We start from the raw sequence: 22,733 nt of genomic DNA on the forward strand, positions 1-22,733 counted from the left end.
AGGTCGCAATCGGCGGTTCCGGTTGCTATATAGGGGCGGTTCCAGATTTTCTTTCCGTCATTCCGGGATGGTCCGAAGGACCAGACCCGGAATCTTGAGGTTCTCAGGTGCGCAATTGCACACCATAGTTCGATGCTTCGCATCGCCCCCGGAACGACAACACAATCGGGCCTATTCAATGCAACCGACGACCGAGCCGCACAACGCAATCCTGGTGGAGAAGACTCCGCTCGAAACCTATGTGCCGCCGGCAAGGCCGTCGCTGATCGGCCTGTCGCGCACGGGGTTGGCCGATCGCCTCGGCGAGATCGGCGTCGCGCCGGCGCAGCGCAAGATGCGGGTGCAGCAGCTGTGGCACTGGCTCTATTTCCGCGGCGCCCAGAGCTTCGACGACATGACCTCGATCTCGAAGGGCATTCGCGCCGAGCTCGCGCAGCATTTCACGGTCGACCGTCCCGAAGTCGTGGCCGAGCAGATCTCCAACGACGGCACCCGCAAATGGCTGCTGCGTTTGCCGAGCGGCGACAATGTTCAGAAGGCGCATGAAGTCGAGTGCGTCTACATCCCCGAGACCGATCGCGGCACGCTGTGCGTCTCCTCGCAGGTCGGCTGCACGCTGAATTGCTCGTTCTGCCACACCGGCACGCAGCGCCTGGTGCGCAACCTTACGGCGGGCGAGATCGTCGGCCAGATCATGGTCGCGCGCGATCGCCTGAACGACTGGGCCGATCGCGAGGACGGCACGCGCCGCGTCACCAATATCGTGATGATGGGCATGGGCGAGCCGCTCTACAATTTCGACGCGGTGCGCGATGCGCTGCTGATCGTCGGCGACAATGAAGGCATCGGCATCTCCCGCCGCCGCATCACGCTGTCGACCTCCGGCGTGGTGCCGAACATCGTGCGCGCCGGCGAAGAGATCGGCGTCATGCTCGCGATCTCGCTGCATGCGGTGCGCGACGAGCTGCGCAACGAGCTGGTGCCGCTCAACCGCAAATATCCGATCAAGGAGCTGCTGCAGGCCTGCCGCGACTATCCCGGGGCATCGAACGCGCGCCGCATCACCTTCGAATATGTGATGCTCAAGGGCGTCAATGATTCGCTCGACGATGCCAAGCTGCTGGTGAAGCTGCTCAAGGGCATTCACGCCAAGATCAATCTGATCCCGTTCAATCCCTGGCCCGGCACGGCTTACGAGTGTTCGGACTGGGACCAGATCGAAAAATTCTCCGAATACATCTTCAACGCCGGCTATTCATCCCCGGTGCGCACCCCCCGCGGCCGCGACATCCTTGCGGCCTGCGGCCAGCTCAAGTCGGAGACCGAGAAGCTCTCAGCCAGGGAACGCCAGGCGCTGCGCGCCATGGCGATGACGGATTGATGATGGCGGCGACGCTCTCGCAATGACGGCAACGGTGGCTTTCGCGTCATGTCCCTGATCGGCCGCCTCGTCGTCATCTTCATCGGCTTCCTCGCCGCCTGCTTCGTCGGCGGCATGATCGTCGTTGTCGCGCTGCTGTTCCCGGAATTCGCCGATCTCGGCGCCGGTCCCGTCGACCAGGGCACGATCGACGTTCTGCTCGGCTTCGGCTTCATCTTCGTCTCGGGCTTTGCACTGGTGCCGGCGATGGTGATCGTCGCGATCACCGAGGCGCTCTACATTCGCAGCGCGCTCGCTTACGCCGTCGGCGGCGGCCTCGTCGGGCTCGCCTGCTATCTCGGCCTCGTCCCGTTCCACTCCGACACGTTTCAGTTCGAGGGCATCGTGCGGCGTCATCTGGAGATCATGACCGGCGCGGGCATCGTCGCCGGTGTGGTCTATTGGCTGATCGCCGGCCGCAACGCCGGTGCCTGGCGCATCCCGCCGCCTCCGCGCATGCCGCCTCCGCCTTTGCCGTCGAATTCAAGGCCGGATGCGCCGTAGTTTACGCCGTCAATCCGGAATGACCGCTGCAAGGGTTTCCATCTCTGCCTCACTCCGCTAAACCGCGCGCCATGAACCGTACCGGACTCTTCATCGGCCTTTCGCTGTGGCTCGTGATCGGCGTCGTTTTCGGCCTCTATCCCGAGCTCGATCTCAAGCTCGCCTCGCTGTTCTTCGACCCCCAGACGAAAACCTTTCCGCTCAAGCTGAACGATTGGGCCGGCTTCGCGCGCGACGCTGCGATGTGGGTCGCCTGGGCCTTCGTGTTGCCGTCGCTGGTGGCGCTCGTGGTCAAGATGGTCAGGCCCGACCGGCCCTTGATGGTGTCGGGGCGCGCGATCGTGTTCCTGCTGGTCACGATCATCCTGTCGGCCGGCATTCTCACCAACCTCACCTTCAAGACCTATTGGGGCCGGCCGCGCCCGGTGGTGGTGACGCAGTTCGCCGGCGACCAGCAATTCGTGCCGTGGTGGGATCCGCGCGGCGGCTGCGCGCGCAATTGCTCGTTCTTCTCGGGCGAAGGCGCGACCGCGTTCTGGACGCTGGCGCCGGCCGCGCTGGCGCCGCCGGCCTGGCGGCCGCTCGCCTATGCCGCCGCCGTGATCTTTGGCGCCGTCACGAGCGGGCTGCGCATGGCCTTTGGCGGGCACTTCTTCACCGACGTCTCAATCGCCGGCCTCGTCACCTTCGTCGTGATCTGGTTTGCCTACGCGCTGATTTACCGCTGGCCGCGGACCCGGTTTTCCGACGAGGCGGTCGATGCCGCCCTGACCCGGCTGAACATGCCCGCCTACCGGCTCCGCCAGCGCCTGTTCGGCCGCAAGACGAGTGCCGAACCGTCCGTTTAGGCCATTAAATGGGTGCCGAGCCCCGCGAAATTTGTTATTCGCGCGGTCAATCCGTCCTCACATCAGCCCCTTGAGACCCGATTGGAAGCCCCATGACCACGATCCTGAAAAGCCTGCCCAAGGGTGAGAAAGTCGGCATCGCTTTTTCGGGCGGCCTCGACACCTCCGCGGCGCTGCTCTGGATGAAGCAGAAGGGCGCGCGCTGCTACGCCTACACCGCCAATCTCGGCCAGCCCGACGAGGCCGACTACAATGAGATCCCGCGCAAGGCGATGGAGTTCGGCGCCGAGAAGGCCCGGCTCGTCGATTGCCGCACGCAGCTGGTCCACGAGGGCATCGCCGCGATCCAGTCCGGCGCCTTCCATATCTCGACCGGCGGCATCACCTATTTCAACACCACGCCGCTCGGCCGTGCCGTCACCGGCACGATGCTGGTCGCGGCGATGAAGGAAGACGGCGTCAACATCTGGGGCGACGGCTCGACCTTCAAGGGCAACGACATCGAGCGCTTCTACCGTTACGGCCTGCTCACCAATCCCGGCCTGAAGATCTACAAGCCCTGGCTCGACCAGCAGTTCATCGACGAGCTCGGCGGCCGCGCCGAGATGTCGGCGTTCATGACGGCGCAGGGCTTCGCCTACAAGATGAGCGCCGAGAAGGCCTATTCGACCGACAGCAATCTGCTCGGCGCCACGCATGAAGCAAAAGATCTCGAAAGCCTCGACAGCGGCATCAAGATCGTCAACCCGATCATGGGCGTGCCGTTCTGGCGCGACGATTGCGCCGTGAAGGCCGAGAAGGTCGTGGTGCGTTTCGAGGAAGGCCAGCCCACGGCGCTGAACGGCCAGACCTTCGCCGATCCCGTCGCGCTGTTCCTCGAAGCCAACGCGATCGGCGGTCGTCATGGTCTCGGCATGAGCGACCAGATCGAGAACCGCATCATCGAGGCCAAGAGCCGCGGCATCTATGAGGCGCCCGGCATGGCGCTTCTGCACATCGCCTATGAGCGCCTCGTCACCGGCATCCACAACGAGGACACCATCGAGCAGTACCGCATCAGCGGGATGCGCCTCGGCCGCCTGCTCTATCAGGGCCGCTGGTTCGACTCGCAGGCCCTGATGCTGCGCGAGACCGCGCAGCGCTGGGTCGCGCGCGCCGTCACCGGCGAGGTGACGCTGGAGCTGCGCCGCGGCAACGACTATTCGATCCTCAACACCGAGAGTCCGAACCTCACCTATGCGCCCGAGCGGCTCAGCATGGAGAAGGTCGAGGACGCCGCCTTCACGCCAGCCGACCGCATCGGCCAGCTCACCATGCGCAACCTCGACATCAACGATACCCGCGCCAAGCTGAAGCTCTACACCGATACGGGCCTGCTCTCGGGCAGCGAAGGCTCGCAGATCTTCCGGCTCGAGAGCGACAAGGGCTGAGTTTCTCGTAGCCCGGATGGAGTGAAGCGAAATCCGGGACTTTGTCGCCAAGCGGATAGATCCCGGATTGCGCTTCGCTCCATCCGGGCTACGGCCTGCCAAAGGCACAAACAAAAATGGCCGGAATCGCTCCCGGCCATTTTGCATTTGTGTGTGCCGTTACCGCGGCGGCGCGGTGCCGGGCGGGGGCGGCGGCAGCGAGGCCTGGCCGCCGTTGAGCAGCGGCGTGATGTTGCGGATCGTGACGCGACGGTTTATCGCGCTCGGGCCTTGCGTCTGCTCCTTCAGATACTGCTCGCCATAGCCCTGCGACGTCAGGTTCTCCGCGGGGACACCGAACTGCTGCGTGAGCAATTCGGCCGCGGCCTGCGCACGACGGTCCGACAGCGAGAGATTGTCGACCTCGTTGCCGACCGCGTCGGTGTGTCCCTCGATCAGGAAGACCTCGCGCGGATTGCGCTGAATCGCCTGGTTGAGGCCGTCGGCGATCGTCTGCAGCCGGGCCGCCTGGTCCGGCGGGATGGTCCACGATCCCGTTTCGAAGACGATCGTGTTGACGTCGATGCTCGGCATCTGCATGCGAACATTCGGGCTGTACCGGATCTCGTCGAGCGAGTAGCGCCGATCGATCCGCTGCACAGGCGGTGCCACCATGGTCTGGTAGATGACATCAGGTGACGCTTCCTGGGCGTCGACGATGTAGCGATCGTAAGGAATGTTCACGACCGGCGGCGGCACGTCGACATAGAAGCCGCCGACCGCCCGTGGATCGCGGTAGGTGTTGTCGATGATGATGAGCTCGTGTCCACGGGGATCCCTGCGGATGCGCCGCATCAGCCGGCCGTCGGCGCCGACGACGGTGATGATTTCGCTGCCGTCAGGACGAACGACGACCGTGCGGGTTTCGCCGCCGACCGTGTCCGTGCGGATGTCGCGGGCGCCGTAACGGAAACGATAGAGGTCGTTGCCGCGGACATAGGCCTGCCCGCCCGGATCGCGGATGATGATGCGGTCCGGCTCGGTGTAGACGGTGCGGCCGCCTTCGATGGTCTCGCGTCGCTGATTGTGCATGTCGGCGATGGTGGCGCCGATCACGGCGCCGGCCACCACGCCTGCACCGACCGCGAGCGGCGTGAGGTCACGCTGCGGCGGACGCGGGGCAGGCGGCAAGGGCGCGGCGACCGTCGGGGCGGCCCGGAAGGCCGGGGCAACCGTCGGCGGAGCGTATTGAGCCCTGTTCGGCGGCGGCGCTGCGGCCGCCGAGCCGGGGACGACAGTCGGTGCTGCCGCGCCGGCGGGAGGTGCCGGCGGCCGGGGCGGAGCGCCAGCCTGCGGTGAGGCGGGCGGAGTTCCGGCGGCAGGCGGCGTTGCGCCCTGCTGGCCAGGCGCTGGCGTCGCGGTCGGAGCCGGTGTCGCGCCGGGTGCCGCACCTGGGCGTCCGGGCGGCGGTGTCGGCGTGCCAGCCGGAGCTGGCGTCGCGGTCGGAGCGGCCCCGGGAGCTGGAGCCCCTGCGGCCGGAGGCGCACCGGGACGACCGGGCGGCGGTGTACCGGGACGGCCAGCCGGCGGTGCGCCGGGTGTGCTGCCAGGTGTGCTGCCAGGAACCGGCGTTGCGGTTGGCGCCGGTGTCGCGGCCGGAGCTGGCGCGCCCGGTCGTGCCGTCGGCGCGGCCGGTGACGGAGACGGCGTTGCCGTGGGCGCGGGCGCAGGGCGGCCCTGGGGAGTTGCTGCGGGAGGCGGAGCCGGTGGAGTCGGAGCGGGACGCGTGCCCGGCGGTGGCGGAGGCGGCGTGTGGGGTTGTGCGGCGGGCGGCGGCGTGGGCGCGTGCTGCGGCGCCGCGGCGGGCGGCGGTGCTGGGCGTGCTGCCGGCGGTGCGGGAGGCGGCGTCGGGGCATGCTGCTGCGGGGCCGCAGCCGGGGGCGGTGACGGCGGCTTCGGCGCGGCAGGCGGCGGGGGTGGCGGCGGCGGGGCCGGGCGGGCCGCAGGTGGCGGTGGAGGCGGAGGTGGCGCGGCCGGGCGAGGCGGTGCGGCCGCCGGCGGCGGCGCAGCAGGCGGATGGGGAGGTGCAGCTGCGGGCGGCGGCGCGGCGGGGCGCGCGGGCGGGGCAGGCGGCGCGGCTGCTGGCGGCCCCTTCGGCGGCTGCTTCGGTTTTCCGTCAGGGCCCGTGTCTTGCGGCTGGGCCTGCGCGACCACGAGCGGCGGCGCACTTTGCGCTTGCGATGCGGAGCTTGCGAATTGCATCGCGGTCAGAGCCGTCGTCGCAAGCAGCACGAAACGAAGATTGGTCATGGTGGTGAACTTCCCCGGAAGGTTCTTTGACGAAGTGTTGGGATGAACAGCTACGCGTTAGGCCGGATTGTGGCGGGCGAAGCGATCGCGGCCCGATTTATTTCTGCATGGAAATCACGTCACTCCAGCGACGTTCATTGCGCATTCAGACGCTGGTTGCAATTGCCTCACATGTGATGAGGCATCTCATGCGCCATCCCGCGGCGGATTCGCGTCCGTCGCGGGGTTGGGGGTGAGCGGCCCGTTCGGCCCGCGTGATGGAATCTCTTCGGGCACGTTGCCCGGGAGTTCATCGGGCCGCGGGGATTCACCGGGCTCGCGCACCGGCGGCGCGATTTCAGGCTGCGGATTGCCGGGCGGAATTCCCGGCGGCGGCTCGGTCGGCGTGCCCGGTGTCGAGGGTGGAATCTCGGGCGGCTCGATCGGCATCACATCGAGACCTTGCGGTTCTCACCGATGTCCGGGCGCGTGTTCGTCACCGCCGCAGCCGCCATCTTCACATAGGAGATCACCGTGCCCGGCGAATCCCAGAACTCGGCATCGTCGGGTGCGATCTTGAGCACGCGGATGTTGGGATCCTCCGCGCTGTCCCACCACGCCTTGGCTGGCGTCGAGAACGCCTCCTTGATCTTTGCACGGTCGTTGGAGACCACGGCCGTGCCGGTCAGCGAGACATATTTCTGGCTGCCGGAATCCGCGAACGACAAATTGATCGAGGGATTGCGGGCGATCTCCTCGTCCTTGTGGCGCCGTGCGTCGGTCAGGAAGTAGATCGTGTTCGCGTCGCGATCGAGATGGGCGCTCATCGGCCGCGCACGGAGCTTGTCGCCGTCGCGCGTCACCAGCATCGCGAAGCCGATCTTCTTCATCAGCTCCCAGGCGCGATCGACGTCGCGGGCATTGTCGTTGGCCATATCGTACTCCTTGCTGCAAGCAACGATAACGGCCGCCGGGATTTGAGGTTCCGGCAGGAACCCGGCTATTCCGGGGTGTGGCAGACCGCCTCGATGTTGTGGCCATCGGGGTCGAGCACGAAGGCGCCATAATAGTTCGGGTGATAATGCGGGCGGATGCCGGGCGGGCCGTTATCGCGTCCGCCGGCCGCGATCGCCGCCTTGTAGAACGCGTCGACGATAGCGCGGTTGTCGGCACGAATGGCGATATGCACCGGCTTGTTCATGGCGCCTTCGCCGCCGAACCAGAAATCCGGCTTGCCCTCAGTGCCGAAGCCTGCGGCCGCGGCGTGCCCGGTCTGCTCAGCCGTGACCTCCATGACCAGGCCGTAGCCGAGCGGCGCCAGCGCCTTGGCGTAGAACGCTTTCGCGCGCTCGTAGTCGGAGACGGAAAAGCCCAAATGGTCGATCATCGCCAGCTCCCTAGTTCGTTCTTGCAAGCCGTGACAGGAACGTATTGCTTCGTGTCTTGCGCACGATCGTAAAGCCGCGCGCGACCATGTCGGCGATACAATCCTGCTGCCATTCGTTTTGCGAGAGGTGCTCGATCACCACCGCGCGCGGCCACAGCGCGGGCGGTGCGTCGCGGAAGAAGCCGATCAGCACGCGGTCCTCAAAACCTTCGACGTCGATCTTGAGCGAATCGATCTGGGTGACGCCGGCCTCGTCGAGGATGCGCGTCAGGCGCAGCGACGGCACCTTGATCGCGTCCGCGCCGGCCGTGCCGGTGACGACATGGGTGGCGCCGAGATTGCCGCCGCCGCTCTCGATCATCAGCTCGCCGTCGGTCTCACCGGCCGCGGCCTGCACCAGGCGCACCTGCGCAGCTTTCGATGCGGCGTGATTGAAGGAAAGCCGTCCAAACGTCAGCGGATGCGGCTCGATCGCGACCACCTTGCCGGTGCTGCCGACCTGTCGCGCCATCACCAGCGCAAACGTGCCGACATTGGCGCCGACATCGACGAAGGTGCCGCCGGAAGGGGTGTACTGGCGCAGGAAGTCGAGTTCGTCGAGATTGTAATCGGGATTGAACAATGCGCCGCGCTCGGTCGCGCTGCCCTGGTGATAGAGCCGGAACGAGGCGCCCTGATATTGCACGTCGACGGGGCCGCTCCGCAGCAGGTTCACCAGCCGCGACATCCACGGACGGAACGCGCCGCGCTTCAGCCCCGATTGCGTCGTGAGGCGGATGATCGCGGCCTGCGCCGCGTTCGGCGCAAACGCGCCGAACGGCGCGGACGAAGGGGTATTGTCGGTCGTCAAGCAGCAGATCCTCGTTGCAAGCGGCGCATGCATAGCCGGTTTTGCGGAGGACTCCAATCTTCACGAGAAGTTCGTAATCCGGATAAGGCGCAGCGAGATCCGGGACCTTTTCCGCTTGCGGCACGAGCCCCGGATTGCGCTTCGCTCCATCCGGGCTACGGCCTCACGCCGCCTTCTTCGGCGCCTTTCGCTGCCTCAGGAATCGCCCGAGCAGTCGGCGCTTGCCCTTGCGCGGGATCAGGTCGATGTCGCTGACCAGCTTGGCGCCGCCCTTGCGGCGCTCCAGCACGATCTTGCGGCTGTGGAAGGCCTCGAGCTCCGCGCGATGCGCCACGCTGACGATGGTCGCCTTCGGCAACTCGTCGGTGACCATCTTCATCATCTTGTCCTGGCTCTTCTCGTCGAGCGCCGAGGTCGCCTCGTCCAGCACGACAATGTCGGGGTTGTGCAACAGGAGCCGCGCGAAGGCGAGGCGCTGCTTCTCGCCGCCTGACAGCGTCTGGTCCCAGGGGCCTTCCTCCTCGATCTTCTCCTTGAGATGATCGAGCCCGACCTTGTGCAGGGCCTCGCCGATCTCGTCGACGGTCCAGTGATCGGCTGCGCCGGGATAGGCGACCGCGCGGCGCAGCGATCCCGAGGGCACGTAAGGCCGCTGCGGCAGCATGAACAGGCGGCGGTCCGGATGGAAATTCACGCCGCCACCGCCCCAGGGCCAGAGGCCGGCGATGGCGCGCACCAGCGTGCTCTTGCCCGTGCCGGATTCGCCGGCGACCAGCAGCCGCTCGCCCGGCTCGATCACCACTTCGGTCTCGCCGACCACCGCGGTGCCGTCGTCGAGCGTGACCGAGAGGTCGTGCAGCTCCAGCATGGCGTCGTTGTGCGTCTCGCCGCGCTTGATGCGGCCGAGACCGTCGCCCTGCTCGGCGCGCTCGAGGCCGTCGAGCGACATCATCAGCGAGGCGATGCGGCGCGCGCAGGCGTTCCAGTCGGCGAGCCGCGGATAATTGTCGACCAGCCAGCCGAACGCGCTCTGCACGATGGTGAAGGCGGAGGCCGCCTGCATCACCTGTCCCAGCGTCATGCTGCCGTCGAGGAATTTCGGTGCGCAAAGCAGGAGCGGCACGACGGGCGCAACCAGGCTCGAGCCTTGCGACACCAGCGTGGTGCGCATGTGCTGGCCCGCCAGCCGCGCCCATTGCCGGATCACATTGGTGAAGTTGCGGTCGATGCCGCCGCGCTCCTCCTCCTCGCCGCCGAGCAGCGCGATGCTCTCGCCGTTCTCGCGCACGCGCGTCAGCGCGTAGCGGAAGTCGGCTTCGGCCTGGTTCTTGTCTTCGGACACCTGCACGAAGCGGCGGCCGATCACCAGGATCGAGCCGGAAGCTATTCCCGCATAGAGCATCGCGGCGATCACGAGGAAGCCTGGAATGGTGATGCTCGTGCCGCCAAGCGTCAAGGTGAGCGCGCCGCCGATGGTCCAGAGCACGACGATGAAGGTCGCGGCCGACAACAGCGCCGAGGCGACGCCGGCGAGGAAGTCGACCGGGGAATCGGTCGCGATGCGCAGATCTTCCGCGATCCGGTATTCGGGATTCTTGTGGTCGCCGCTGACGAGATTGAGCTGGTAGTAGCGCCCGTTCTTGAGCCAACGCGTCAGCACGCTCGACGTCAGCCAGGCCCGCCAGCGCCGCTGGATGCCCATGCGCGCGAACACTTGCGCGACGCCGAGCACGATGCTTCCGATCGCGAGCGGAAAGAACACCGCGGTGAGATGGAAGACGCTCGCGGCCTCGCGCTTCTCGATCGCGTCGAAGATCGCCCTGTTCCAGACATTGATGCCGTACTGGAAGCCGACGGTGAGGATGATCAGGACAACGAGGCCGATCGAGAACGGCCAGGCGAGGCGGTCGCCGCTGCGTCCCCAGAAGCCGCGCGCGCTGATCCAGAACCGCGTCAGCAGATAATCCTTGCGAACCTGCTCGGCCTCCTCGGGCGAGAGCTCCGGGTCGGGCTCGAGCAGCTCCGGCGGCGGAGGGGCGACCTCGTCGCCGTTCTCGCCCTTGATTCCGACGATGGGCGACTTGGAATTGTCTTGACGCTTGGGGGCGGGCTTGGGCATGCGCGGACAACGCGAGGGAAATCAACCGGTTCCCTCGGGTTCCGCAAGGTTCCTATTCGGCGGCGCCGTCCCGGACGCGCCGGATACGGGCGGCCCGATGCAGAACGCGCGACAATTCCTCGACCGAATAGGGCTTTTGCACCAGATCGAAGCCGGCCACGCCCTCTTGTGACAGGGCCTGGCTGTAGCCCGTGGTCAGCACGATCGGCACGTCGATGGCGCGGTCGCGGATCGCCTGCGCCAGATCGAGCCCGGTCATGCCCGGCATCACCACGTCGGAGAACACGACGTCGAAGCGATCGGCGTCCATCACGAGCTCGGCGAGGGCATCCGTCGCATTGTCGACCAGCGTGATGCTGTAGCCGAGCTCGGTGAGACCGTCGGCGGCGAAATTGGCAAGCTCGATATTGTCCTCGACCACCAGCACCGACATGCCGCTGCCGGCCACCGCCGGCGCCGTGTTGGGCGCCTGCCGCTGCGGCAGAAGCTCCGGCGGCACGCGCGGCAGATAGAGCGAGAAGGTGCTGCCGTGTCCCACTTCGCTCGTGACCGTCACCTCGCCGCCGGATTGCCGGGCGAAGCCGAACACCTGGGACAGGCCAAGGCCGGTGCCGTGGCCGACCTGCTTGGTGGTGAAGAACGGCTCGAAGATGCGTCCCAACCGGGCGGCGGGAATGCCGATGCCGGTGTCGCTGACGGTCACGCTGACGAAGCCATGGCTTGCCGGGCTCTGGTTTCCCAGACTGTGGCTGCCCAAGGGCTGATTTCCCAAGCTCTGGCTAGCCGAGGCCCCGGCCAGCGCGTCCGGAACGGCCGACGCGGTCTCGACCTTGAAAGTGATCCTGCCCTTGCCCTGCATGGCGTCGCGCGCGTTGGTCGCCATGTTGATCAGCGCCGTCTCGAACTGGCCGGCATCGGCACGGACCAGGCAGGGCTCGGTGGGCAGCCGCATGGCGATCTCGATGGCCGGCCCCAGCAGGGGCGCGAGCATGTCGTGCAGCGACTGCATCCGTTCGCCGACGTCGAACACCTCCGGCTTCAGGGTCTGGCGCCGCGCAAAGGCGAGCAGCTGCGAGGTCAGCTTGGCCGCCCGGGCCACGGCGTCCGCGATGGCGGTGATGTAGCGCTGGCGCCGCTCCTCCGTCAGCTGCGGCCGGTTCAACAGGTCGACGGAGGCGCGGATCACCGTCAGCAGATTGTTGAAGTCGTGCGCGACGCCGCCGGTGAGCTGTCCGAGCGCCTCGAGGCGCTGGCTATGCTTGAGCGCTTCCTCGGCTTCGCGCCGCTTGGCGGCTTCGGCCTGAAGGTGCTGGGTGCGTCGCAACGCCAGCGCCAACAGCAGAAACAGCAGTGCGGTGGCGGGAATGCCGAACACCAGATGCTGGCCGATCGTGGCGAACCAGCGCGCGCGGATCGCCGAGGTCTCGAGCCCGGCGCTGACATAGATCGGGTATTCCGCGACGCGCCGGTAGCCGATGCGGCGCTCGACCCCGTCCGACGGCCAGGCGACGGTGATGAGGCCACGCTCGGGGCGCGCCGCGATTTCCCGGCCGACCGGCCCGGTCGGATCGAGCCTGATGTCGCGGTCAAGCCGCGGGAAATGCGTGAGCATGGCGCCGTCGGTGCGGCCCATCGCGAAGAAGCTGCCGGGATCCGATCCGATGCGAGCGTAGAAGCTCTCGAAATATTCCGGCAGGACCGAGGCTTGGATCACCCCGATGAAGCGACCGTCGTCGGAGTCGCGGCGGCGGCTCACGCCGAAAAAGCGGGCGCCCTGATAGGGCGGTCGTGGCGTCAGGGCGGTGCCGATGAACGTGCCGATGCTCTGGTCGATATGGGCGTAGAAATAGTCGCGGTCGGCAAAGCTCAGCTCCGGCGGGGGGGAGGCGAGGCTGTTGACCAGCGCCTTTCCGTCCGCATCGAAGATCCAGGCCGATTTGAGCTGCGGCAGCGAATCGCTCAGCCGCTTCAGCCGCCGGTGCAGCGCCGGCTCGCGCGCGCGGATGGTGTCGTCGGAAAGGCCGCGGACCACCTCGTTGAGCTCGGCAAGGCTGCGGTCGATGGTCTCGAACACCTTGAGCGCGTGCTCATGCGCGACGTCGAGCGTGCGCTCGATCTCCCGGTCGGCGATCTCCCTGGTCGAGGTGTAGGAAATCGTGGCGGCGATCGCGAACAGCGCAACCGGCAGCGCCAGGGATGCCGCCATCATCCACTGTAACAGCCTTAGCGAGTTGCGTTGCGCCCTCTGCACAGTCGCTCCGTCCCTGACGCGAGCTTAACTGAATCTCGCGTGAGGAAGGAAGCAGCTTGTGCGGGAACCGCAGGTTGTGAGACGAAAATATACGCGCGCGGCGGGCCGGAGAAAATTCTCCTCGAATTGGCCGCGATCCCGGAACGTCCCGGCCGGTCAGCCGGAACGCGAAGCACGAAATACGTCTTTAGATCTGGCGCTCGACCATCTTGAGCTTGAGCTCGGCGATGGCTTCGGCCGGGTTGAGGCCCTTCGGACAGGCCTTGGCGCAGTTCATGATGGTGTGGCAGCGATAGAGCCGGAACGGATCCTCGAGATTGTCGAGCCGCTCGCCGGTCGCCTCGTCGCGGGAATCGGACACCCAGCGATTGGCCTGAAGCAGCGCGGCGGGGCCGAGATAACGTTCGCTGTTCCACCAATAGCTCGGGCACGAGGTCGAGCAGCAGGCGCACAGGATGCACTCGTAGAGGCCGTCGAGCTTCTCGCGGTCCTCGTGGGTCTGGCGCCATTCCTTCTGAGGCGTCGGCGATGTCGTCTTCAGCCACGGCTCGACGGATGCGTATTGCGCATAGAAATTGGTGAGATCGGGAACGAGGTCCTTCACGACAGGCTGGTGCGGCAGCGGATTGACCTTCACCGCGCCGTCCTTGACGTCGTGCATCGAGCGGGTGCAGGCCAGCGTGTTCTGGCCGTCGATGTTCATGGCGCAGGAGCCGCAGACGCCTTCGCGGCAGGAGCGGCGGAAGGTCAGCGACGGGTCGATGTGGTTCTTGATCCAGATCAGGCCGTCTAGCACCATCGGGCCGCAATCATTGGTGTCGACGTAATAGGTGTCGACGCTCGGATTCTTGCCGTCGTCCGGATTCCAGCGATAGACCCGGAACTCGCGAACCTCTGTCGCGCCCGCGGGCTTCGGCCAGGTCTTGCCGCCTGAAATCTTGGAGTTCTTCGGAAGTGCGAATTCAACCATTTCGATAAGGCCTTCGCTGTTCGCTCAATACACGCGCGCCTTCGGCGGGATGTACTGCACGTCGTTGGTCATGGTGTAGTCGTGAACCGGGCGGTACTCGATCTTGACCTTGCCGGCATCGTCCAGCCAGGCCAGCGTGTGCTTCATCCAGTTCTTGTCGTCGCGTTCGGAGAAGTCCTCGCGGGCATGGGCGCCGCGGCTCTCGGTGCGGTTGGCGGCCGAATTCATCGTCACCACCGCCTGCGAGATCAAATTGTCGAATTCCAGCGTCTCGACGAGATCGGAATTCCACACCAGCGAACGATCCGACACGGCGATGTCGGTGATGCCGCTGTGGACCTTCGCGATCAGGTTCTGGCCTTCGCTCAGCACTTCGCCGGTGCGGAACACCGCGCAATTGCTCTGCATCACGTGCTGCATGCCTTCGCGCAGTTTTGCGGTCGGCGTGCCGCCGGAGGCGTAGCGGTAATGGTCGAGCCGGCCGAGCGCGACCTCGGCCGAGTTCGCCGGCAGCTCCGGCTGCTTGGCGTTCGGCGTCAGCTTCTCGGCGAGGCGGAGCGCGGCGGCGCGGCCGAACACGACGAGGTCGATCAGCGAGTTGGAACCGAGGCGGTTGGCGCCGTGCACGGACACGCAGGCGGCTTCGCCGATCGCCATCAGGCCGGGGATGACGGCATTGTCGTCGCCGTCCTTCTTGGTCAGCACCTCGCCATGATAGTTCGTGGGGATGCCGCCCATGTTGTAGTGCACGGTCGGCACGATCGGGATCGGCTCGCGCGTCACGTCGACATTGGCGAAGATCTTTGCGGATTCGGAGATGCCCGGCAGCCGCTCGGCAAGCACCGCGGGATCGAGATGGTCGAGATGCAGGAAGATGTGGTCCTTCTTCTTGCCGACGCCGCGTCCCTCGCGGATCTCGATGGTCATCGCGCGCGAGACGACGTCGCGCGAGGCGAGGTCCTTGGCCGACGGCGCGTAGCGCTCCATGAAGCGCTCGCCTTCGGAGTTGACGAGATAGCCGCCTTCGCCGCGCGCGCCCTCGGTGACGAGGCAGCCCGAGCCGTAGATGCCGGTCGGGTGGAACTGGACGAACTCCATGTCCTGCATCGGCAGGCCGGCGCGCAGCACCATGCCGCCGCCGTCACCGGTGCAGGTATGCGCCGAGGTGCAGGACGCATAAGCGCGGCCGTAGCCGCCGGTCGCGAGAATCACGGTCTGGGCGCGGAAGCGGTGCAGCGTGCCGTCGTCGAGCTTGAGTGCGATGACGCCGCGGCAGGTGCCCTGGTCGTCCATGATCAGGTCGATGGCGAAGAACTCGATGAAGAACTCGGCCGCGTGGCGCAGCGACTGGCCGTACATCGTGTGCAGCATGGCGTGGCCGGTGCGGTCGGCGGCGGCGCAGGTGCGCTGCGCCTGGCCCTTGCCGAAATCCATGGTCATGCCGCCGAACGGGCGCTGATAGATCTTGCCGTCCTCGGTGCGCGAGAACGGCACGCCCCAATGCTCGAGCTCGTAGACCGCGTCGGGCGCGTTGCGCACCATGTATTCGATCGCGTCCTGGTCGCCGAGCCAGTCCGACCCCTTGACGGTGTCGTACATGTGCCAGCGCCAGTCGTCCTTGTGCATGTTGCCGAGCGAAGCGGAGATGCCGCCTTGCGCAGCGACCGTGTGCGAGCGGGTCGGAAACACCTTGGTGATGCAGGCCGTGCGCAGGCCCGCCTCGCTGCAGCCAACCACGGCGCGCAGGCCCGCGCCGCCGGCACCGACCACGACGACGTCGTAGGTGTGGTCTTCGATCGGATAGGCCTTGCCGTTGGTGGCGGGAGCGCCGTTGCCCGAGCCATTCGTTGTATTGGCCATGGGTTACACTCCGGAGGACAGTTTCAGGATCGCGTAGGTCGAGGCGAGCGCGACGGCGACCGAGAAGAAGTTGTTGAGCATGATCGAGACGAGCTTCAGCTTCTCGTTATGGACGTAGTCCTCGATCACGACCTGCATGCCGATCTTCATGTGCCAGGCGCTGGCGAAGATGAAGAGCAGCAGGATCACCGCGATCGGCAGCGAGCCGAGGATCTGCGCGGCGCCGGCCTGATTGCGGCCGAGCAGCATCATGACGATCACGATCACCGGAATCATCAGCAGTGTCATGGCGACGGCCGTGATGCGCTGGCGCCAGAAATCGGAGGTGCCGGAATGTGCCGCGCCGAGATTGCGGACGCGGCCGAGCGGCGTGCGCATGCTGCGCTTGGGCGTGTCGGCTGAGCTCATCGGCCGCCTCCGATCGCATAGGCGATGATCCAGACCAGCACGGTCAGCGCGATGCCGCCGATCAGTGCGCCCCAGGTCAGCGCTTCCCGCTCATTGGCCTTGAAGCCGTAGCCGAGGTCCCAGACGAAATGCCGGATGCCGCTCAGCATGTGGTGCATCAGCGCCCAGGTGTAGCCGAACACGATCAGACGGCCGATGATGCTGCCGGTGAAGGCCTGGACATGGGAATAGGCGGCCGGGCCGGAGGCCGCTGCGATCAGCCACCAGGCCAGCAGCAGGGTGCCGACGTAAAGGGCGATGCCGGTGGCGCGATGGACGATGGACAGCGCCATCGTCAGCGTCCAGCGGTAGACTTGCATGTGTGGCGAGAGCGGTCGTTCGATCCGTGCGGTCATGGGCTTTGATGTTGTCTTGCGGCCCAGCAGGGGGCGCGCGGGGATCGGAAAGGTCGGCTCTATTTACGGAGTCGATTTGGCCCGCGCAATCACCAAATCGCCATAAATCGAACCGTCGTTCAGCCCTAGAGCCTTGATGATGCAAGCCCAATCAGGGTCTTGGTATACCAGCATGCCTGTCCGCCAATGAAGTACCGAATATAAATTCATTTATTGCGATGACTGCGAGGTCCGTTGAAATTGCTATTGGAACGCATCTAAACGGACCATGCCGTCCAAACCGGCCGAGGGGGCCCGGCGGCGGCATCCACCCCATCTGTGGGCGCCATTCTGCGCCCTCGCTGCGGCCGGTTCGATCCGGTTTTGGATATGCACGCCCTGCATTCCACCCCAGCCGGGAAGCCCGGCGTGTCGACCGCGGGAATCAGATCGCCTAATGCTCCGTACGCAGCTCTCGGAAGCGAGCCGCTGCGACCAGTCGCCGGGGGCAGGTCAGGGGTGATTGCAGGTCTGGATATCAAGGACATCGTCGAGCTCGCGCTGCTGTTGATCGCAACCGGTGCGCTCTCAGGGTTTCTGGCCGGCGTGTTCGGCATCGGCGGCGGCGCGATTCTGGTGCCGGTGTTTTACGAATGCTTCCGCATCGCCGGCGTGCCGCTCGAAGTGCGCATGCCGCTCTGCATCGGCACCTCGCTCGCCGTGATCATCCCGACTTCGATCCGTTCGTTCCAGGCGCATTACAAGCGCGGCGCCGTGGACATGAGGATCCTGCGCGCGTGGTGGCTGCCGATCGTGGTCGGCGTCGTCGCCGGCAGCGTGATCGCGCGCTATGCGCCGGAGCGGCTGTTCAAGATCGTGTTCGTCTGTGTCGCCTATTCGGCGGCAGCGCGTCTCATCTTCGCGCGCGAGGGCTGGCGGTTCGGCGAGGATCTGCCGAAGGGTCCCTTGATGCGCGCCTACGGTTTCTGCGTCGGCATTCTCTCGACGCTGATGGGCATCGGCGGCGGCCTGTTCTCGAACTTGTTGATGACGTTCTACGGCCGTCCGATTCATCAGGCGGTGGCGACCTCGTCGGCGCTCGCCGTGCTGATCTCGATCCCCGGCGCGCTCGGCTACGTCTATGCCGGCTGGCCGGCGGCGGCGAACTATCCGGCCGTCGCCGCACTGCAAGTGCCGTTCGCGCTCGGCTATGTCTCGCTGATCGGCGCCGTACTGGTGATGCCGATGAGCCTCGTCACCGCGCCGCTCGGCGTGAGAGCCGCGCATGCGATGTCCAAGCGCACGCTGGAAGTGGCGTTCGGGTGTTATCTGTTCATCGTGGGCAGCCGGTTTGTACTGAGCTTGGTGGGTGGGCTGTAGCCGCCGCATACTCCGTCGTTGCGAGCGAAGCGAAGCAATCCAGAAATCTCTGCGCTGTGAAAGCCTAGATTGCTTCGTCGCAAGAGCTCCTCGCAATGACGGCGAGAGAGCGCGCCCCCTCACTTTTTCGCGTAAATATCCTTGTACGTCTCGCGCAGCACGTTCTTCTGCACCTTGCCCATCGTATTGCGCGGCAGCTCGTCGACGACGAAGACGCGCTTGGGCATCTTGAACTTTGCGAGCCGTCCGTCGAGGCCCTTGAGCACGGCCGCTTCGTCGATGCTCGCGCCGGGCTGGCGCACCAGTACCGCGGTGACGCCCTCGCCGAAATCGGCGTGCGGCACGCCGATCACGGCGGACTCGATCACGCCCGGCATGGCGTCGATCTCGCTCTCGATTTCCTTGGGGTAGACGTTGAAGCCGCCGGAGATCACGAGATCCTTGCCGCGGCCGAGGATGTGGACATAGCCCTTGGCGTCGATCTTGCCGAGGTCGCCGGTGATGAAGAAGCCGTCGGGCCGGAATTCAGCCTTGGTCTTCTCCGGCATGCGCCAGTATCCCTTGAAGACGTTCGGCCCCTTCACCTCGATCATGCCGATCTCGTCGCGCGGCAATTCCTTGCCCGTCTCGGGCTCGGTCACGCGCACCGAGACGCCGGGAAGCGGGAAGCCGACCGCGCCGGGCACCCGCTCGCCGTCATAGGGGTTCGACGTGTTCATGTTGGTCTCGGTCATGCCGTAGCGCTCGAGCACCGCGTGGCCCGTGCGCGCCGACCATTCGCGATGCGTCTCGGCCAGCAGCGGCGCCGAGCCCGAGATGAATAGCCGCATGTGCTTTGTCGTCTCCTGCGACAGCGCCGGGTTCTGCAGCAGCCGCGTGTAGAACGTCGGCACGCCCATCAGCACCGTGGCGCGCGCCATCAACTTGATGATGAGGTCCGGATCGAGTTTTGGCAGGAAGATCATCGACGCCCGCGAAAACAGCGTGACGTTGGTCGCCACGAACAGGCCGTGCGTGTGATAGATCGGCAGCGCGTGGATCAGCACGTCCTTGTCGGTGAAGCGCCAATAGCCGACCAGCGAGAGCGAGTTCGACGCGAGATTGTCGTGGCTGAGCATCGCGCCCTTGGAACGGCCGGTGGTGCCCGAGGTGTAGAGGATCGCGGCGAGATCGTCGTTTGCGCGCGGCACCGTCGTAAACTCACTGCTCGCCTTCTCGGCGGCATCCGTCAGCGAGCCCTTGCCGTCAGGCCCGAGCGTCTCGACCTTGGCCTTCACCTTGGCGGCGATCGGGGCGAGGCCTTCGGCCTTGGCGGGATCGCACACAACCAGCGACGGCTCGGCGTCGCCGATGAAATAATCGAGCTCGTTCAGCGTGTAGGCGGTGTTGAGCGGCAGGTAGACCGCGCCGGCCCGCACCGTGGCTAGGTACAGCACGATATTGGCCACGGATTTTTCCACCTGCACCGCGACGCGGTCGCCGGGCTTCACGCCGCGTGCGACCAGCACGTTCGCCATCTGCCCGGCCCGCGCGATCAGATCGCCATAGCTGATGCGAACCCCGTCCTGCGTCTCGATCGCGAGGCGGTTGGGATCGTCCAGGCCATCGAACAGGCGGGAAAACAGATTGGCGTTGGCTGCTGGGTTCATGCAAGAATTCCTCGACCGCAAGGCTGACAAGGCCGGTCAAACCGAGGGCTGGATTAGCAAAAACCGCCCCGATGAAGCAACGGAGACAGTTTGCATGACCAAAATTGGGAAACGCGTGGCCTGGGTCACGGGCGGCGGCAGCGGGATCGGGGAGGCCGGCGCGGAGGCATTGGCGGCCGACGGCTGGATGGTGGTGGTCTCGGGCCGGCGCCAGTCGGCCCTGGATACCGTGGTGGCGAAGATCATCAAGGCGGGCGGCGCCGCCGAGGCGCTCGCGCTTGATGTCTCCAACGCGACCGAGGCCCAGAAGGCCGCCGATCAGATCGTCGCCAGGCACGGCCGCATCGACCTGCTGGTCAACAATGCCGGCATCAATGTTCCCAAGCGCAGCTGGAAGGACATGGAGCTGGAGGGCTGGGACCAGCTGGTCCGGGTCAATCTCAACGGCGTGCTCTATTGCATGCGCGCGGTGCTGCCGACGATGCGCAAGCAGCAGGACGGCGCGATCATCAACGTCTCGTCCTGGGCCGGCCGCCACGTCTCGAAGATGCCGGGCCCGGCCTACACCACCACCAAGCATGCGGTGCTGGCGCTGACCCATTCCTTCAACATGGACGAGTGCGTCAACGGCCTGCGCGCCTGCTGCCTGATGCCTGGCGAGGTCGCGACGCCGATCCTGAAGCTGCGCCCGGTGGTGCCGAGCGAAGCGGAGCAGGCGAAGATGCTGCAACCGGAAGATCTCGGCCGCACCATCGCGTTCATCGCGAGCATGCCGGCCCGCGTCTGCATCAACGAGGTGCTGATCAGCCCAACGCATAATCGCGGATTCATCCAGACGCCGAACAACCGGGATTGAGCGAGCACAGCGCGGGCCACATTCTCCGCTGTCGTCCCGGGGCGCGACGAAGTCGCGAACCCGGGACCCATAACCACAGGGAGAAGTGGTTGCGCGAAACTGGTCACTCCGAGTCTTCGCCAAACATCTTCCTGTGGTTATGGGTCCCTGTGTATCGAAATCCTGTCATGGTGGAGTGGGCGGGAAGCCGTTGGGTCCTTGGCGCTTGACGCCGTGAGCCGGCTCGGTCTCCCGCCCGTTCCATCTATCAACCTGAACAGTTGCACGAGGCTGCGCCAACAGACCTCGCATCACAGGGACAGGCACCATGATCATACGCCCTCGTTACGTCGGAATCGACGTCTCCAAACGATATCTCGATATCTTCGATGAGAGCCTGGGCGTGCCGGAGCGCATCGCCAACGCGCCGCAGGCCATCACACAGATCGCGGCGCGTTGGCGATGCGATGTGCTGGTCGTCTTTGAAGCCACGGGCGTCTATGACCTTGAGCTTCGTGAGGCGCTCAGCCAGGCCGGCATCCGCTTTGCCCGGATCAACCCGGCCCGGGCCCGGGACTTTGCGCGCGCCAGCGGCCAGCTCGCCAAGACCGACCCGATCGATGCCCGGATGCTGGCGAGCTTTGCCCGGGCCATGCAGCCTGCCGCTGAGCAGGCTGCCAATCCTGCCCGCAATGCCCTGGCGGGGCTTGCAAAACGGCGGGATCAACTGGTTCTCATGCGTGCCCAGGAGAAGAACAGGCGCAGCGAGGCCGAGGACCGCGCCATGGCCGATCGCATCGGTCGGCTCATTGAAGTCCTCGACAATGAGATCGCCGCAATCGAGGCCGATATTAGCGCACTGATCAAGACTGAGCCGGAGGTCTCCGATGATGCGCAGTTGATGCGGTCACTTCCCGGCGTGGGCCCCGTAACCTGCATGCAGCTGATCGCGCAGATGCCGGAACTCGGAAAAGTGGGACCGAAGCAGGTGGCCGCGCTCGCCGGCCTGGCTCCCTTCAACGTCGACAGCGGCGCTTACCGCGGCAAGCGGAAGATCGTCGGGGGCCGAAAGCGCGTCCGCGATGCCCTCTACATGGCCGCTCTCAATGCGGTCCGCCGGGCCGATCCATTCAAGGCCTTCTACGCTCGACTGCGACAGGCCGGTAAACCTGCCAAGCTCGCTCTCATTGCCGTTGCCAGGAAGCTGTTGACGGTCCTCAACGCCATCATCCGCGATCGAAAGCCGTACCTGTACACTAGGCCAACATAACAGTTGCCGGATCGGCGCTTCGCTTGTCCGGGACGACGGCAGAGTGTGTGGCGCGCGCCCCCACACGAACATCCCGCCCCAGAGTTTCACGCATCACAAAGAATTTTTCTCCGAAACCGCACGCCAAACCCTCCCGTAGTTCGGTCCAACGACGGCACTGCTGCATCGCCCCAAATTGTCGCAGTCGCCGTTGTTGCCCCAACCCAACACCGGCCATCGCCGGTCACAATCCAATCGGGAGACTCTCCATGTCGAAGCGCATTGCCTATATCGCTGCCGCCGCCTTCAGCGCCCTGGCCATCACCGCGACCATCGTCGCGCCGGCGAGTGCCGAGGAAAAGACCGTCATGGTCGGCGGCGCCGCGATGTTCCCCTCGAAGAACATCGTGCAGAACGCGGTCAACTCGAAGGACCACACCACGCTGGTCGCGGCGGTGAAGGCGGCTGGCCTCGTGCCGACGCTGGAGGGCAAGGGCCCGTTCACGGTGTTCGCGCCCACCAACGCTGCCTTCGGCAAGCTGCCGGCCGGCACCGTCGACAATCTGGTCAAGCCCGAGAACAAGGCCACGCTGACCAAGATCCTCACCTACCATGTCGTGCCGGGCAAGCTCGAGGCTTCCGACCTCACCGAGGGCAAGAAGCTGAAGACCGCCGAGGGCGAGGAGCTGACGGTCAAGAAGATGGACGGCAAGGTCTGGATCGTCGATGCCAAGGGCGGCACCTCGATGGTCACGATCTCCAACGTCAACCAGTCCAACGGCGTGATCCATGTGGTCGACACCGTGCTGATGCCGGCCTCGTAACACCGCGCGATCCTGTTTCATCCCCGGACAGGAATGGCTTCAGACCGCGAGCCGGGGATACCCGGCTCGCTTTTTTGTGACCACAATAGCCTGACGGCATCGATTCG

20 protein-coding genes are annotated in these 22,733 nt (G+C 65.8%); 8 read left to right on the top strand and 12 right to left on the bottom strand.

Annotation, left to right across the window (positions count from 1 at the left end; genetic code table 11):
* Positions 1-178: 178 nt before the first annotated feature.
* The 4 genes from rlmN to argG all read left to right on the top strand — a co-directional run bounded on the left by rlmN (position 179) and on the right by argG (position 4,202).
* Positions 179-1,381, top strand: coding sequence for a 23S rRNA (adenine(2503)-C(2))-methyltransferase RlmN (gene rlmN / locus XH83_RS01620; RefSeq protein WP_194405370.1), 1,203 nt, complete (start codon positions 179-181; stop codon positions 1,379-1,381).
* A 48-nt stretch (positions 1,382-1,429) separates the two neighbouring features.
* Positions 1,430-1,924: a hypothetical protein gene (locus XH83_RS01625; protein WP_194405371.1), complete on the top strand. Its 495-nt coding sequence runs from the start codon at positions 1,430-1,432 to the stop codon at positions 1,922-1,924.
* Between the two features lie 71 nt (positions 1,925-1,995).
* On the top strand, positions 1,996-2,772 hold the full coding sequence (locus tag XH83_RS01630; protein WP_194405372.1) for a phosphatase PAP2 family protein: 777 nt from the start codon (positions 1,996-1,998) through the stop codon (positions 2,770-2,772).
* A gap of 92 nt (positions 2,773-2,864) precedes the next feature.
* Positions 2,865-4,202, top strand: coding sequence for an argininosuccinate synthase (argG, locus tag XH83_RS01635; protein WP_194405373.1), 1,338 nt, complete (start codon positions 2,865-2,867; stop codon positions 4,200-4,202).
* Between the two features lie 159 nt (positions 4,203-4,361).
* On the opposite strand, the gene XH83_RS01640 is transcribed toward argG, so the two are convergent.
* The 11 genes from XH83_RS01640 to sdhC all read right to left on the bottom strand — a co-directional run bounded on the left by XH83_RS01640 (position 4,362) and on the right by sdhC (position 16,710).
* Positions 4,362-6,491, bottom strand: a complete 2,130-nt coding sequence (locus XH83_RS01640) for an OmpA family protein (RefSeq protein ID WP_194405374.1) — start codon at positions 6,489-6,491, stop codon at positions 4,362-4,364.
* Between the two features lie 186 nt (positions 6,492-6,677).
* A complete protein-coding gene (locus XH83_RS01645) occupies positions 6,678-6,920 on the bottom strand; it encodes a hypothetical protein (RefSeq protein ID WP_194405375.1) in 243 nt (80 codons plus the stop codon).
* A complete protein-coding gene (locus XH83_RS01650; protein WP_194405376.1) occupies positions 6,920-7,405 on the bottom strand; it encodes a pyridoxamine 5'-phosphate oxidase family protein in 486 nt (161 codons plus the stop codon). Before XH83_RS01650 ends, XH83_RS01645 begins: the two co-directional genes overlap by 1 nt.
* Positions 7,406-7,470: 65 nt before the next feature.
* Positions 7,471-7,857, bottom strand: coding sequence for a VOC family protein (locus XH83_RS01655; protein WP_194405377.1), 387 nt, complete (start codon positions 7,855-7,857; stop codon positions 7,471-7,473).
* 10 nt (positions 7,858-7,867) lie between these two features.
* Entirely contained in the window at positions 7,868-8,707 is an 840-nt protein-coding gene (locus tag XH83_RS01660) for an FkbM family methyltransferase (RefSeq protein ID WP_194405378.1), read from the bottom strand.
* A gap of 163 nt (positions 8,708-8,870) precedes the next feature.
* A complete protein-coding gene (locus tag XH83_RS01665; RefSeq protein ID WP_194405379.1) occupies positions 8,871-10,826 on the bottom strand; it encodes an ABC transporter ATP-binding protein/permease in 1,956 nt (651 codons plus the stop codon).
* 52 nt (positions 10,827-10,878) lie between these two features.
* Positions 10,879-13,077, bottom strand: a complete 2,199-nt coding sequence (locus XH83_RS01670) for a hybrid sensor histidine kinase/response regulator (RefSeq protein WP_194405380.1) — start codon at positions 13,075-13,077, stop codon at positions 10,879-10,881.
* A 187-nt stretch (positions 13,078-13,264) separates the two neighbouring features.
* On the bottom strand, positions 13,265-14,047 hold the full coding sequence (locus tag XH83_RS01675; protein ID WP_194405381.1) for a succinate dehydrogenase iron-sulfur subunit: 783 nt from the start codon (positions 14,045-14,047) through the stop codon (positions 13,265-13,267).
* Positions 14,048-14,071: 24 nt separating this feature from the next.
* Positions 14,072-15,907, bottom strand: coding sequence for a succinate dehydrogenase flavoprotein subunit (gene sdhA / locus XH83_RS01680; protein WP_194405382.1), 1,836 nt, complete (start codon positions 15,905-15,907; stop codon positions 14,072-14,074).
* 3 nt (positions 15,908-15,910) lie between these two features.
* A complete protein-coding gene (sdhD, locus tag XH83_RS01685) occupies positions 15,911-16,315 on the bottom strand; it encodes a succinate dehydrogenase, hydrophobic membrane anchor protein (RefSeq protein WP_194405383.1) in 405 nt (134 codons plus the stop codon).
* On the bottom strand, positions 16,312-16,710 hold the full coding sequence (gene sdhC / locus XH83_RS01690) for a succinate dehydrogenase, cytochrome b556 subunit (RefSeq protein WP_194405384.1): 399 nt from the start codon (positions 16,708-16,710) through the stop codon (positions 16,312-16,314). The genes sdhD and sdhC overlap by 4 nt, the downstream gene beginning before the upstream one ends.
* 498 nt (positions 16,711-17,208) lie before the next feature.
* On the opposite strand from sdhC, the gene XH83_RS01695 reads away from it, so the two are divergent.
* Entirely contained in the window at positions 17,209-18,069 is an 861-nt protein-coding gene (locus XH83_RS01695; RefSeq protein WP_194405385.1) for a sulfite exporter TauE/SafE family protein, read from the top strand.
* A 119-nt stretch (positions 18,070-18,188) separates the two neighbouring features.
* On the opposite strand, the gene XH83_RS01700 is transcribed toward XH83_RS01695, so the two are convergent.
* The gene (locus XH83_RS01700) at positions 18,189-19,718 is read right to left on the bottom strand and encodes a malonyl-CoA synthase (RefSeq protein ID WP_194405386.1); all 1,530 of its coding nucleotides are present in this window, start codon (positions 19,716-19,718) and stop codon (positions 18,189-18,191) included.
* Between the two features lie 94 nt (positions 19,719-19,812).
* Between XH83_RS01700 and XH83_RS01705 the strand changes: the two genes are divergently transcribed.
* The 3 genes from XH83_RS01705 (at position 19,813) to XH83_RS01715 (ending at position 22,626) form a co-directional block, all read left to right on the top strand.
* Positions 19,813-20,574, top strand: coding sequence for an SDR family oxidoreductase (locus tag XH83_RS01705; RefSeq protein ID WP_194405387.1), 762 nt, complete (start codon positions 19,813-19,815; stop codon positions 20,572-20,574).
* Between the two features lie 307 nt (positions 20,575-20,881).
* Complete coding sequence (locus XH83_RS01710) at positions 20,882-21,823, top strand: IS110 family transposase (RefSeq protein ID WP_194404488.1); 942 nt, start codon at positions 20,882-20,884, stop codon at positions 21,821-21,823.
* A gap of 248 nt (positions 21,824-22,071) precedes the next feature.
* Positions 22,072-22,626, top strand: a complete 555-nt coding sequence (locus XH83_RS01715; protein ID WP_194405388.1) for a fasciclin domain-containing protein — start codon at positions 22,072-22,074, stop codon at positions 22,624-22,626.
* Positions 22,627-22,733 lie beyond the last annotated feature (107 nt).

Source organism: Bradyrhizobium sp. CCBAU 53351, from assembly GCF_015291745.1.
Lineage (GTDB): Bacteria > Pseudomonadota > Alphaproteobacteria > Rhizobiales > Xanthobacteraceae > Bradyrhizobium.

What these genes read in the sequence shown, in the direction of transcription:
- XH83_RS01705 (WP_194405387.1), top strand. Translation starts at nt 19,813, where the DNA reads ATGACCAAAATTGGGAAACGCGTGGCCTGGGTCACGGGCGGCGGCAGC.
- XH83_RS01650 (WP_194405376.1), bottom strand. Translation starts at nt 7,405, where the DNA reads ATGGCCAACGACAATGCCCGCGACGTCGATCGCGCCTGGGAGCTGATG.
- XH83_RS01640 (WP_194405374.1), bottom strand. Translation starts at nt 6,491, where the DNA reads ATGACCAATCTTCGTTTCGTGCTGCTTGCGACGACGGCTCTGACCGCG.
- argG (WP_194405373.1), top strand. Translation starts at nt 2,865, where the DNA reads ATGACCACGATCCTGAAAAGCCTGCCCAAGGGTGAGAAAGTCGGCATC.
- XH83_RS01715 (WP_194405388.1), top strand. Translation starts at nt 22,072, where the DNA reads ATGTCGAAGCGCATTGCCTATATCGCTGCCGCCGCCTTCAGCGCCCTG.
- XH83_RS01675 (WP_194405381.1), bottom strand. Translation starts at nt 14,047, where the DNA reads ATGGTTGAATTCGCACTTCCGAAGAACTCCAAGATTTCAGGCGGCAAG.
- XH83_RS01710 (WP_194404488.1), top strand. Translation starts at nt 20,882, where the DNA reads ATGATCATACGCCCTCGTTACGTCGGAATCGACGTCTCCAAACGATAT.
- rlmN (WP_194405370.1), top strand. Translation starts at nt 179, where the DNA reads ATGCAACCGACGACCGAGCCGCACAACGCAATCCTGGTGGAGAAGACT.
- XH83_RS01630 (WP_194405372.1), top strand. Translation starts at nt 1,996, where the DNA reads ATGAACCGTACCGGACTCTTCATCGGCCTTTCGCTGTGGCTCGTGATC.
- XH83_RS01625 (WP_194405371.1), top strand. Translation starts at nt 1,430, where the DNA reads ATGTCCCTGATCGGCCGCCTCGTCGTCATCTTCATCGGCTTCCTCGCC.
- sdhD (WP_194405383.1), bottom strand. Translation starts at nt 16,315, where the DNA reads ATGAGCTCAGCCGACACGCCCAAGCGCAGCATGCGCACGCCGCTCGGC.
- sdhC (WP_194405384.1), bottom strand. Translation starts at nt 16,710, where the DNA reads ATGACCGCACGGATCGAACGACCGCTCTCGCCACACATGCAAGTCTAC.
- XH83_RS01645 (WP_194405375.1), bottom strand. Translation starts at nt 6,920, where the DNA reads ATGCCGATCGAGCCGCCCGAGATTCCACCCTCGACACCGGGCACGCCG.
- XH83_RS01655 (WP_194405377.1), bottom strand. Translation starts at nt 7,857, where the DNA reads ATGATCGACCATTTGGGCTTTTCCGTCTCCGACTACGAGCGCGCGAAA.
- sdhA (WP_194405382.1), bottom strand. Translation starts at nt 15,907, where the DNA reads ATGGCCAATACAACGAATGGCTCGGGCAACGGCGCTCCCGCCACCAAC.
- XH83_RS01700 (WP_194405386.1), bottom strand. Translation starts at nt 19,718, where the DNA reads ATGAACCCAGCAGCCAACGCCAATCTGTTTTCCCGCCTGTTCGATGGC.
- XH83_RS01665 (WP_194405379.1), bottom strand. Translation starts at nt 10,826, where the DNA reads ATGCCCAAGCCCGCCCCCAAGCGTCAAGACAATTCCAAGTCGCCCATC.